Consider the following 12,201-nt stretch of genomic DNA (forward strand, 5'->3'; position numbering starts at 1 on the left):
TCAGATAGGTAATAGCAGTCTTTCAGCCGAGATCGCCGCCGCCGACCGGCAGGGTTACGCCGGTGATATAGGAGGCTTCGTCGCTGGCCAGAAACAGGATCGCACCGACCTGTTCATCCAGCGTGCCGTAGCGTTTCATCAGGCTGGTGTCGAGGGTCTGGTCGACGATTTGCTGATACCAGCCCTTCTCGTCTTCGCTTTGTTCGCCGGGGTTGCGGGCAATACGGCGCGGCGGAGCCTGGGTGCCGCCGGGGGCTGTGGCATTGACCCGGATGCCGCGCTCGGCGTTCTCGAAGGCCAGGCAGGCAGTCAATGCGTTAACGCCGCCCTTGGCCGCGCCATACGGCACGCGGTTGATGCTGCGAGTGGCGATGGACGAGACGTTGACAATCGCCCCTTGGCCCTGCTCCAGCATGTACGGCAGTGCCGCATGGCAGCACCACAAGGTGGGGAACAACGAACGCCGCACTTCTGCCTCGATTTCTTCAACCTGGTAGTGCTCGAACGGTTTGGCCCAGATGGTGCCGCCCACGTTGTTGATCAGTACGTCCAGTCGGCCGAAGGCTTGCACCGCCGCCGCCATCACTCGGGCGCAGTCGGTGTACTGCTCAAGGTCGGCAGTCAGGGCCAGCACGCCCTCGCCTTGCAGCTCAAAAACCAGCTCGGAACGGTCTACCGCAATGACTTGCGCACCTTCGGCCAGCAACCGTTCACACACACGGCGGCCAATGCCTTGAGCGGCGCCGGTCACCAGCGCGACCTTGTTATCGAATCTGTTGTTCATGGCAACCTCGGATAAAAGGGATCAAGCAGCAGCGGCAAACTTTTCGTAGTAGAAGTTGGCCGGTGTAATGCCTTGCTCGCGGATGTACAGGTTGACCGCTTCCACCATCGGTGGCGGGCCGCACAGGTACACGTCGACATCGCCCTGGTTCAGATGGCAGGCCTCGATATGCTGGGTGACATAACCCTTGAGCGGGTGCTGGCTCTGCGGGTTGGCCACGCAGGCACTGAAACTGAAATTGGCAATGCACTCACTAAGGGCTTGCAGGCGATCCAGCTCAACCAGATCAAAGTCGTTGCTCACGCCATAGATCAGGTGCACCGGGTACGGGCTGCCGTGCTCGGCGATTTTTTCCAGCATGGCGGTAAACGGCGCTAGCCCGGTCCCACCGGCCAGCAGCAGCAATGGGCGCTGGATCTGACGCAGATAGAAGCTGCCCAGTGGTCCGGCCAGGGTCATGTTGTCGCCCGCCTTGGCAATGCCGGTCAAAAAGCTGCTCATCAGCCCGCCCGGCACATTGCGGATCAGAAAGCTGACCTCGCCATTCTTTTGCAGGGTGCTGAAGGAATAGGCCCGCGTCTGCTCGCTGCCCGGTACTTGCAGATTGACGTACTGGCCCGGCAAAAATGCCAGGGTGTTCAGGGACTCGCCCTTGATCGACAGCGCAATGGTGCTCTCTGACAGCTGCCGCACATCGCTGATAACCGCTTCAAAGCTGGCTTGCTGGGTCTTGCACACTGCCGAAGAGGCTGGAACGCGCACTACGCAGTCGCTTGCGGCGCGCATCTGGCAGGTCAGCACATACCCTTGGGCAACCTCCTCTTCGCTGAGGGCATCTTCAATATATTCGTCGCCCAGCTCGTATTGCCCGGCTTCGGCAAAGCACTTGCAGGTGCCGCAAGCACCGTCGCGGCAATCCAGCGGGATATTGATGCCCTGGCGGTAAGCCGCGTCGGCGACGGTTTCCTGGTCGTTGGCCTGGATAAAACGGGTGACCCCGTCTTCGAAATTGAGCGCAATTTGAAAGCTCATAATGTACCTCGCGGGCGATGCCGGGCCCCGGGCGCCCACTGGCACCTTCAGGCACGCATCACAACGTTGATCAGATGTGGTAAATGTCGATGACCTGACGCACGTAGTCATTCTTCAACACGACTTTTTTGGCCTTGATCAGCGGCTGCGTGCCGCGCATGTCGAGGGTGTAGAAGCTGGTGCCGAAGTAGCTGTCGGTGGTCTTGTAGCGAAAGCTCAGGGTGTGCCAGTTGAAACGCACGCGGCACAGCCCGTCGGCTTCGTCGACGATCTCGATATTGCTCAAGTTGTGCGAGGTGCGGGTGTCCGGCATGGTCGCACTGGAGCGCTCGGTCTTGATCCGGAACACCCGGTCTTCCAGGCCGCCACGGTTGCCGTACCAAATCAGCGAAATTTCACTTTGCGGGTCTTCGGTCAGCGTGTCGTTGTCGTCCCAGCACGGCATCCAGAAACTGGCATCGGCGGCGTACAGCTCCAGCCACTGATCCCATTCAGCGTCGTCCAGGTAACGCGCTTCGCGATACAAAAAATCCCGCACGCTGGCATAGAGGCTATTCATTACACGGCCTCCACGGGGATCAGCGTTGGCTCGCTGGCAACGGCCTTGAGCATGGTTTGCTGCCAGTACTTGTGTTGCAGCACAAACAGGCCTTCGTCTTCGGTACGAATACCGGACAACAAGGGTTTGAGGTCGATTTCCTCGGCAGCGGCATCCGCGCCTTCGACCCAGTGCTCGGCCCCGCGAGACATATCATTCCAGCCCCGACCTGCGCCGTAGCCGGTCTGACAGGAACGGAACTCTTCCAGGTCATCCGGGGTGGCCATGCCGCTGACGTTGAAGAAGTCTTCGTACTGACGAATACGTTTGGTGCGCGCCTCGCTGCTCTCGCCCTTGGGCGCGATGCAGTAAATGGTGATCTCGGTCTTGTCGACGGAGATTGGCCGGGCGATGCGGATTTGCGAGCTGAACTGATCCATCAGGTACACGTTGGGGTACAGGCACAGGTTGCGCGAATTTTCGATCATCCAATTGGCGCGGGCCTGGCCAAAGTCGCGGGCCAGTTCGTCTCGGCGCTCGTAGGCCGGGCGATCCTCGGGGTTAGCCCAGCGGGTCCAGAGCAGCAAATGGCCGTGGTCGAAAGAGTAGAAACCACCACCGCTCTTGGCCCAGCTGCCAGCGCTCATGGTTTTGATTTCTTCGCCAGCTTCGCGCAGGGTGCGCTGGTTTTGCGTGGCGGCGTAGTTCCAGTGCACGGAGCTGACGTGGTAACCATCGGCGCCGTTTTCGGCTGCGAGTTTCCAGTTGCCTTCGTAGATATAAGAACTGGCGCCGCGCAGCACTTCCAGGCCATCGGCAGACTGGTCAACGATCATGTCGATGATCCTGGCCGATTCACCCAAGTGCTCGCTCAGGGATTTGACGTCCGGGTTGAGGCTGCCGAACAGAAAGCCGCGATAGGACTCAAAACGGGCCACCTTGGTCAGGTCGTGGGAGCCTTCACAATTGAACCCTTCGGGATAACCGGCGGCACTCGGGTCCTTGACCTTGAGCAGCTTGCCGCTGTTGTTGAAGGTCCAACCGTGGAACGGGCAGGTGTAGCTGGCGCGGTTGCCGGTCTTGTGCCGGCACAGCATGGCGCCGCGATGGCTGCAGGCGTTGAGAAAGGCGTTGAGCTCACCCGCTTTATTGCGCGCGATAAAGATCGGCTGACGGCCAATAGTGGTGGTCAAAAAATCGTTGACGTTGGGGATCTGACTTTCGTGGGCGAGGTAGATCCAGTTGCCCTCGAAGATTTGGCTCATTTCGAGTTCGAAGAGATCAGGGTCGGTAAACATCTCGCGCTTGCAGCGGTAGATGCCCTTCTCCTTGTCTTCTTCAAGCATGGCATTCAAGTAATCGATTCCCAGGGACATGGCCAGGGCCTCCGTTGTTATTATCAGGGCCGGGTCAGGTTAGGGAATCGATACAAGGAGCAATATCCGTTTACTGCGGATCGCTATCCGATTACTGCACAAAGGCTAAAGACAGCACTCGCCAACTTGTAGCAGCTGCCGAAGGAACGAGGCTGCGTTCCTTCGGCAGCTGCTACGGGTTTTTGGGTATCTCAATGCCGGCGTTTAAGGGTGCTCGACGGCAGTTCGCCGAACTGCAAGCGATAGCTTTCGGAAAACCGTCCCAGGTGCAGAAAACCGTAATCCAGCGCCAGTTCGGTCAGGCTGCGTACCGGGCAACTCGGGTCACTCAGGCAGGCATGGACCCGCGCAAGTTTGCGTTGGCGGATGTACTGCAAGGGCGTGACGCCCAGTTGGCGTTCGAACAGGGTATAGAGCGAACGCTGGCTCATGCACGCCTGTACGGCCAGGTCTTCACCGCTCAGCTCCAGCTTCAGGTTGCGTTCGATGTAGTCGAGGATGCGCTCGATACCGGCACTGGCTGATGCCAGGTTTTCACGGCTGATATTGGTCTGCATCAGGGTCAGCAGCTTGCTGCCGACAATCTGCGTGTAGTGCTCCTGCACCCGCAACAACGGGTCGCTGGCCTCGGACTCCTGGCACACCATGCCCAGCAAACCGAGAAACCCTTCCAGTTCGTCGAGCCGGTAGTGGTTGCGCATAAAGCGCACACCGCCCGCGGGCCGCCGCCAGCGCTGTGCGTCGCAAATCGATTCGAGCAGGCTGACCGGTAGTTTTAGGATGAACTTCTCGCAGTCCTGGGAGTAGGTCAGGTCGACCGGGTCATCCGGGTTGATCAGCAGCAGCTCGCCCGGCACCAGGTGGTGCTCGCGGGTCGGCCCGCGCCACAAGCAATTGCCGCTCAACAGCACCTGCAAGTGAAAGAGGGTCTCCAGCGCGGGCGAGGTCACCCGCACACTGCCGCCATAACTGATACGGCACAGGTCAAGCTCGGCGAATTTACGGTGATTGAGGCTGGCCAGCGGCCGGGTGGTCCTGGAAAGGCCAATACAGTGCGGGCCGACATGCTGGTTCACATAATCGGAGACGGCATGTGGGTCTGCGTGTCGGAACACGCTACTGCGCTCACTCAGCAGGCGGCTATCCATCGGCAAGGTACTCGGTACTGTCATTATTATGGTTGTCAGAGTAGGCCTGGGCACGATGACAGAGCAATTGGACTCTTGGCTAACGTTCGGTAATCGAACACTTTTAGCCCGCCGGTTGCGCAACTGCGGTGGGCGACGACATACCCTGTGCGATCTAAAAACAAGCAAGAGAAGACCGATGTTCACTCGTCTACGCCCTGCCCCTTTGTATCTTGCATTGCTCAGCGCACTGACTGCCACCACCAGCCAGGCTGGCGACCTGAGCTGGGTTGACCCGGCCGTCGCTGCGGTCAATACGCAGGTGATCGACCTGCGCCACACCATTCACCAGAACCCTGAAATGGGCAATCAGGAGTTCAAGACCGCCGCCCTGGTCGCCGAGCAGCTCAAGGCCCTGGGCTTTCAGGTGCGTACCCAAGTGGGCAAAACCGGCGTGGTCGCCGTGCTCAAGGGCGGCCTGCCTGGCCCGGTAATGGCCCTGCGGGCCGACATGGACGCACTGCCCGTCAAGGAGATGACCGGCCTGCCCTTTGCCAGCCAGGCTACCGGCATTCGCTTGGGCAAAACCGTGCCGGTGATGCACGCCTGTGGGCATGACACCCACACCGCCATGCTGCTGGGCGCCGCCAAAGTGCTCGCCGAACATCGCGACCAGGTGGCGGGCACGGTGGTGTTCCTGTTCCAGCCTGCGGAAGAAGGCGCGGCAGATGTGGACGAGTTCGCGGCCGACACCCTGATTGGCGCGCAGGCGATGATCCGCGACGGCGCCCTGGATTCGCCCAAGGTCGAAGCCATCTTCGGCGTGCATGTGATGGCGGGCTATCCCACCGGTCATTTGTATTACAAGGCCGGTACGGTGCTGAACAGCAGCGATGGCTTTCGTATCATCGTCAAGGGCAAGCAAACCCATGGTTCGGCGCCCTGGAGCGGCGTTGATCCGGTGGTGGCCAGCGCCGGCATCATTAACGGCCTGCAAACCCTGGTCAGTCGGCGTGCCGACCTGACCCAAGGCATGGGCGTGATCAGTGTCGGCACAATCAATGCGGGTTCTGCGGCCAACATCATTCCCGAGACCGTGGAAATGACCGGCACCATTCGCAGTAACAGCGCTGCGGTGCGCGACACCCTGCTGAAAAAAATGCCGCCACTGGTGCAAGGCATCGCCAGTGCCTATGAGACCGAAGCCAATTTGCTGCTGGTCAACCATGCCCCGGTCACCCGCAACGACCCGCAACTGACCGCAGCCATGGTTCCGGCACTGGAACTGGCAGCTCCGGGCAAGGTGCAACTGTTGCCAGCTTCCCTGTCGCCAAGCGAAGACTTCTCGTACTACGCCGAAAAGGTGCCGGGTTTGTTCGTGTTCCTGGGCGCCACGCCTGAAGGACAGGACATGAGCAAAGCGGCGAACAACCACAGCCCCTACTTCACCGTCGACGATGCAACCCTGGCCACGGGCGTGAAGGCCCATGTGCAGTTTGTGATGAATTATCCGGGACGAGCGGCAAGCAGCCTCTGAGTTGTGGGAGTGAGCCTGCTCGCGATAGCAGCACCGCGAGCAGGCTCACTCCCACGGTGGATCTGCGGTGTTCCCCACATAACTTGCAACGTCTGCACCTGCCTCGTCGATTTCCTTCGCGGGAAGTTTCCGAGAGAATCCCCACCGCCTTGCGGCGCTGAAATGGCGTGGATAGTCTCGCCCGGTCACTGATGTCAGTGACCGGTCCTGACAGACTGCCCGGATTTACCAAATTCAGCGCTTTACACATTTTCCTGTGTTATGGCGGCTGCGTGCGGGGCACTTTCGAGTGCACCGAGCTTTGGTACTTTCCCTCGGCCTGTCAGCCCGCACGCAGCTGCCACCCTATTTCGCTACTGCTCAAAGGCGCAGAAACCAACGCCGACGATATCCGCCCCCACCTCAGCGGCTTTGACGCCGAGCAGTTATGGAATGTGATTCACGGCGTTGAATTGGCGCGCGGCGTAATTGACTCATTATTGGCAGATGCGGCCCGGTCAAACTGACAGACCGTGGTGTTGCCATCGCAGGCAAGCCAGCTCCCACAGATCCACGGTTGTACTGAAAAACTGTGGGAGCGAGCCTGCTCGCGATGCAGCAACTTGCACCGCAGCTCCCGCACAGGGTTCGGCGCCCCCGAATATGACATCCCCAGGCATCGCCCATCGATATTGCTCGATATCAATTTGACATCTGTTTAGCAGAGGCTAGAGTTCAGAGACCAAGGAATCTGGACAGTTACAAGGATGAACACTCATATCCGACTGTTTTCGGCGTACTGGACAGACCTGCCCATGACGTCGCTCTTTCCCCCCCTTTCGTTTTCCAACAGACCGCCTGCCTGGGCTGTCGTTGTGACCTCATACTTTACGCACTGACGTTCCGGCCAAATCTGTCTGGTAACGCTGTATTGGCTCCTGTCGTCTTGCGGTGACCTGCAAGCAACCCCCTACGCCTCTGCATGGGCTGCGGGACTATGGAAAGCAAGACAAGGAGAGCGGTAATGAAGTATGTAATCGGTCCCAGCATCGGTATTGCGCGTGTGGGCAACAGTCTGACCGACTTTTATCTGGCCCCGGAGCAATTGGGCGGCAGACCATTGGTTTGCAGCCCACAGGGAGACCAAGTTCTGGATAACGGGCAACCCGTGTATGTCAGTCAGTACAAGGACGGGCAGGCCTGTATCAAGCGTCAGGCCGCGCGCTTTTGCCTGTTTGCAGTGGATGATGACGGAACAAGCCATGAGGTAACACTGGCCGACCCCGCTATTGCCGGTATGGAGTGGACGGTTCACCTGGCCAACAAAAAAGCCGCTTGGTATACCTTCAGTGAATTACAGGGCAACCTGCTGTTGGGGGCTGACAACAGCTATGAGGCCTGGAAAGTGCCCTTGCGCAACAGCAACGTTGCTACCAACGATCGACAAAGCCAGTTGCTTATTGATCCAGGCCCACGCTCTGTATCCGGCTCGCTCCAGCCTCAACTGCAATTCGCCCGCACCAACATCCCCCCGGACTACACCCACGGTTCGTTTCCGTCGTACGCCCCTAACGACAAGCCAGACCAGGGCCTTGCCATCAATACGTTAGGTGCGATCCTTACCGACAGTCAGGGTCGGTTGCTGGTACTGGGCGGATTCGGCCATGCCGGAGGCAATTTGCCCATCACCAGCTTTGCCGGGGCCGACAGTTGGCATGACGATATCTCTGATGGCCCGGTTACCTGCAAGCTGACGTTCAAGGACAGTAGCGAGCCGCAAATCCTCAAGGCCTGGTGTGTTGTGGCCTCACCCAAGTTCGCACCCGAACTGCAGAACATTGTCACTCTCGATGATGTGGCGTTCGATGTAGGTGTCCGTGAGCTGAACCTTAACCCTGAGCTTTACAGCCAACAACAGTACAACACCAATTACATCGCCAACTACCAGCGCGATATTGAGCCGATTATCAAGCGTCCGGCGGGTTACCGTTGGGTGGCAGCGATCCCGGCACTCAACAGTTTTTCGCCTGCACCTTTCGATGCGACTGACCCCAGTGAAAAGGCCCTGCAGTACCGTCAGGCTTATTTCAGCTTATTCCGCAGGCCCGGCGAAAACGGTTTTACCGGTGGCCAAACCGCCGAGTTATTCGACAAGGGCAGCAACGCTCCGTTGATGCCGCTCAATTCGGGTTCCAACTCTGTCAGCAATGAGGTACTGGACAAGTTCCTGACCTTGACCCGGACCCAATACTTCCTGCTAAGCCAATGGGCAGACGGCAAGTTTGACAACCTTGAGTGCGAGCCCGTGTCGCAGGTGGTCGAATTGGACCGCGCAAGCATCGGGAACTGCGTTGGCGGGCCGTTCTGTCCGGGCATTGAGGTCACATGGAGTCTTTACAGCAAGGAGCTTTATGAAGCCCCTTATCGGATCAAACACAGGCACGATGAAGACTACTACCGCCAACACGGCCTGCAGCCTGGTGAAAACGAGACCGACCCCTCGACCTCCTTCCAGGGTTGCGAACCCGGAGACTTGACCAAGCGCATGGCCACACCATGGCAGTCGGACTTTTATCAGTGCACCGTGCAGAACATCAACTTCACTGACCCGCAAACCAACAAGGCAGACGGCATTCCTAAACCTCCTGCGTACTACGCCTACTGGTGGCCGCCACAAAGCCCCTGGAACATTATCCCCGGCAATCTATCGGCACAGGCTCAGGAGCAGGCCGGAATACCCGCGGGCATGCAATCGATCTACAACCGGGGCATCAATAGCTTCGCGGAGATGATCCAGGCCTGGCATTACCTGGGGTTTATCACCAACGAAGTGACAGGGCCTTATCGCGATCTGTTCCCCAACTTCGTGGAGACCGAGCGCAATAACGAGCGTTTCATCAGCGCCAGTGTGGCGGTGGCCAGTGCGGCCAACGTGGTAAGCGGTGCTGACGTCAACTTCTTTAACACCTGGTATCTGGCGCCCGACCCGCAGCATAAGAAAATCCAGGTCTTCGGGGCCATGTCGACTCGAGGTCATGTTGGCCGCTAACGAGCCGAAGATCGTTGATGTGGTGATTGCAGGAGGAGGTCCCGCCGGTTGTGCGGCGGCCCTCACCCTGCTTCGTCATACCGGTCTCTCGGTGATGCTGGTGGAACAAACCGGCTATGGACAGGACAAGGTTGGTGAGACTTTGTCCCCTGCCGTCCTGCCTTTGCTGGACTATCTGGGGGTTGGCGAGCATTTTCGCCAGGGTAATTTTGCCCCATCCCATGCCTTCACGGCTGCCTGGGGAGATGCACAGGTCAGCACCCGCGACTTCCTGTTTACCGGTCGCGGGCACGGCTGGCATCTGGATCGCGCACGTTTCGATGCTGGCCTGGCCAATGCAGCCCGCAGTTTCGGCGCACATCTGGTGCTGGGGGCACGAGTAAGGCAGGTCCACAGGCAAGCGTCAGGCTGGACAGTCAAACTGGACAATGAGCCTGATCAACCAATTTGGTGCCGCTACCTGATCGACGCCAGTGGGCGCAGTGCCTGGCTCGGGCGAGCGCTTGGCGCAAAGACGGTACAACATGATCGTCTGGTGGGCGTGTCAGCCTACTTTGCCGCCAGCGATACGCCGGTCGAATCCAGCTCATTGGTCGAAGCCATTTCGCTGGGTTGGTGGTACAGCGCACCGATCCCGGATGGCAGGACAATTGCCGTGCTGATGACCGACGCCGACGTCTTGCAAGCCTCCCATTGCGACCGGTCCATGCTCTGGAAAAGCGCACTCGCACAGGCCCCCAATACACGCCTGCGCTTGGGAGAACGGACCCTGACGGGTGAGTTGCACGTATGGCCTGCCCATTCACAGCAACTACAACCCAGTTGTGGCAATGGCTGGGTTGCAGCGGGTGATGCCGCAGCGGCGTTCGATCCCTTGTCATCCATGGGTATCGGCTACGCCTTGAGCACTGGAATACATGCCGCGCGACTTGCCGCCAGTTGCATTGACCGGGCTCAGGATCACGCCCTGCAACAGGCTGCTTACGCTGACGATATCCAGCGGCATGTGGAGGAGTATCAAACCCTCAAGCGCAGCTATTACAACGTCGAAACCCGGTACAGCGATCAACCGTTCTGGGCTCGTCGCCAGGGCAATGCTGAGGTGATTTGAGTTAGCCCTGTTTTGCTACAGTCGCTGATTTTCCCGAATCAACTTCTTGTTGATCTTGCCAACACTGGTTTTCGGGATTTCGGCCACAAAGTCGAACTGCTTGGGGATGGCCCATTTGTTGATCCGGCCACAGGCCACAAACTGTAGCAGGTGGGCTTCGAGCATCGGCTGATCGACCGTGTGCCCTGGCACACACACGACCAGCGCCATTGGCCGCTCCCCCCATTGTTCGTCAGCAATCCCCACCACGGCGACAGAGATCACCGAGGGGTGTTCGCTGATCAGGTTTTCCAGGTCCAGAGAGCTGATCCACTCGCCTCCTGTCTTGATCACGTCCTTGATTCGATCCTTGATTTCAACCCGCCCCTTGGGGTCGATGGAGGCCAGGTCGCCGGTGTGCATCCAACCGCCTTGCCACAGTTCGGCGCCCTTTTCGGGCTCATGCAAATAGCCCTGGGTCAGCCATGGCGCCCGTACCACGATCTCGCCCAGGGACTCGCCATCGTGGGCCACGACATGGCCGCTGCCATCGATGAGTTTCAGGTCCACCATCGGCGTGGGCATGCCGGTCTTGATGCGCTGAGTGAGCTGCACCTGGGTCGACTGTTGGATCTCGGCTGCACTGAGGAAACTGGTGCACAGCAACGGGCAGGTCTCGGACATACCGTAGCCGCTGTAAACCTGGATCCCTTTGGCGCTGGCCTGGCTGGCAATTCCCAAGGTCAGGGCACTGCCGCCCAGGAGCATTTTCCAGCCGTCGAAGCGCGTATCCTTGGCTTCGTCGCAGCCGAGGATCATTTGCAGGATGGTCGGTACGCAATGCGAGAATGTGACCTTCTCTTCGCGAAACAGCCTGACCAGGCTGTTGGGTTCGTAACGTCCGGGGTACACCTGCTTGATGCCCATCAGGGTCGCCACATAGGGCACGCCCCAGGCATGCACATGGAACATCGGGGTGATGGGCATATAAACGTCATCGGAGCGCAGCAGTGGCATGCTCTGGTAACCGCTCAGGGAACCGGCGGCCGTCAGAGTGTGCAGCACCAACTGGCGATGGGTGAAGTACACCCCTTTGGGGCTGCCGGTGGTACCCGTGGTGTAGAAAATCGTCGCCACCGAGTTTTCATCAAAGTCGGGGAAGTCATAGTCAGCCGAAGCCTCGGCCAGCAGGTTTTCGTACTCGCCCAACACCGGTAATTGAGTGCCGCTCGCGGGGTTATCCGAAAGCCTGATATAGCCTTTAACCGTGGTCAACCCAGCGTGAATCTGCTCGATCAAGGGCGCAAAGTCATCATGCACCAGTACCAGATCATCTTCGGCGTGGTTCATGGTGTAGAGCACCTGATCCGCTGAAAGACGAATATTGACCGTGTGCAGCACGGCACCAATCATCGGCACCGCAAAAAAACACTCCAGGTAGCGGTGGCTGTCCCAATCGAGCATGGCCACCGTGTCTCCCGCCTTGACCCCTGCAGCAGTCAACGCATTGGCCAGCCTGCGGATGCGCTGGTTAAGAGTCTTGTAGCTGTAGCGCAGCGTGTCGGCATAGACGATTTGATTGTCGGGCTCATAGCGCTCACCCGACAGCAGCAAGCTCTTGATTAACAGGGGGTAGGTGTAGGCCCCGGGTGCTGGTGGAATTATTTTTGTGTTCAGCATTGTGGTTGT

The 12,201-nt window shown here is 58.9% G+C and carries 9 protein-coding genes; 3 read left to right on the forward strand and 6 right to left on the reverse strand.

Annotation, left to right across the window (positions count from 1 at the left end):
• Positions 1 to 22: 22 nt before the first annotated feature.
• From U5A05_RS13855 to U5A05_RS13875, 5 genes are all read right to left on the reverse strand, one after another.
• Entirely contained in the window at positions 23 to 784 is a 762-nt protein-coding gene (locus U5A05_RS13855) for a 1,6-dihydroxycyclohexa-2,4-diene-1-carboxylate dehydrogenase (protein ID WP_261738476.1), read from the reverse strand.
• Between the two features lie 21 nt (positions 785 to 805).
• Complete coding sequence (gene benC / locus U5A05_RS13860; protein WP_261738477.1) at positions 806 to 1,816, reverse strand: benzoate 1,2-dioxygenase electron transfer component BenC; 1,011 nt, start codon at positions 1,814 to 1,816, stop codon at positions 806 to 808.
• 70 nt (positions 1,817 to 1,886) lie between these two features.
• Entirely contained in the window at positions 1,887 to 2,375 is a 489-nt protein-coding gene (gene benB / locus U5A05_RS13865; RefSeq protein WP_261738478.1) for a benzoate 1,2-dioxygenase small subunit, read from the reverse strand.
• A complete protein-coding gene (gene benA, locus U5A05_RS13870; protein WP_261738479.1) occupies positions 2,375 to 3,730 on the reverse strand; it encodes a benzoate 1,2-dioxygenase large subunit in 1,356 nt (451 codons plus the stop codon). The genes benB and benA overlap by 1 nt, the downstream gene beginning before the upstream one ends.
• 191 nt (positions 3,731 to 3,921) lie before the next feature.
• Positions 3,922 to 4,878, reverse strand: a complete 957-nt coding sequence (locus U5A05_RS13875) for an AraC family transcriptional regulator (RefSeq protein WP_321836514.1) — start codon at positions 4,876 to 4,878, stop codon at positions 3,922 to 3,924.
• Positions 4,879 to 5,056: 178 nt separating this feature from the next.
• Between U5A05_RS13875 and U5A05_RS13880 the strand changes: the two genes are divergently transcribed.
• From U5A05_RS13880 to U5A05_RS13890, 3 genes are all read left to right on the forward strand, one after another.
• Positions 5,057 to 6,394, forward strand: coding sequence for an amidohydrolase (locus tag U5A05_RS13880; protein ID WP_321833421.1), 1,338 nt, complete (start codon positions 5,057 to 5,059; stop codon positions 6,392 to 6,394).
• A gap of 1,003 nt (positions 6,395 to 7,397) precedes the next feature.
• On the forward strand, positions 7,398 to 9,422 hold the full coding sequence (lodA, locus tag U5A05_RS13885; protein WP_321833422.1) for a CTQ-dependent lysine 6-oxidase LodA: 2,025 nt from the start codon (positions 7,398 to 7,400) through the stop codon (positions 9,420 to 9,422).
• Complete coding sequence (locus U5A05_RS13890; protein ID WP_321833423.1) at positions 9,409 to 10,533, forward strand: tryptophan 7-halogenase; 1,125 nt, start codon at positions 9,409 to 9,411, stop codon at positions 10,531 to 10,533. The genes lodA and U5A05_RS13890 overlap by 14 nt, the downstream gene beginning before the upstream one ends.
• Positions 10,534 to 10,548: 15 nt before the next feature.
• On the opposite strand, the gene U5A05_RS13895 is transcribed toward U5A05_RS13890, so the two are convergent.
• Positions 10,549 to 12,192 (reverse strand): fatty acid--CoA ligase, encoded by a 1,644-nt coding sequence (locus tag U5A05_RS13895; protein WP_321833424.1) that lies wholly within the window; start codon positions 12,190 to 12,192, stop codon positions 10,549 to 10,551.
• Positions 12,193 to 12,201: the final 9 nt, after the last annotated feature.

The organism is Pseudomonas kulmbachensis, from assembly GCF_963681935.1.
In the GTDB taxonomy this organism is placed as follows: Bacteria; Pseudomonadota; Gammaproteobacteria; order Pseudomonadales; family Pseudomonadaceae; genus Aquipseudomonas; species Aquipseudomonas kulmbachensis.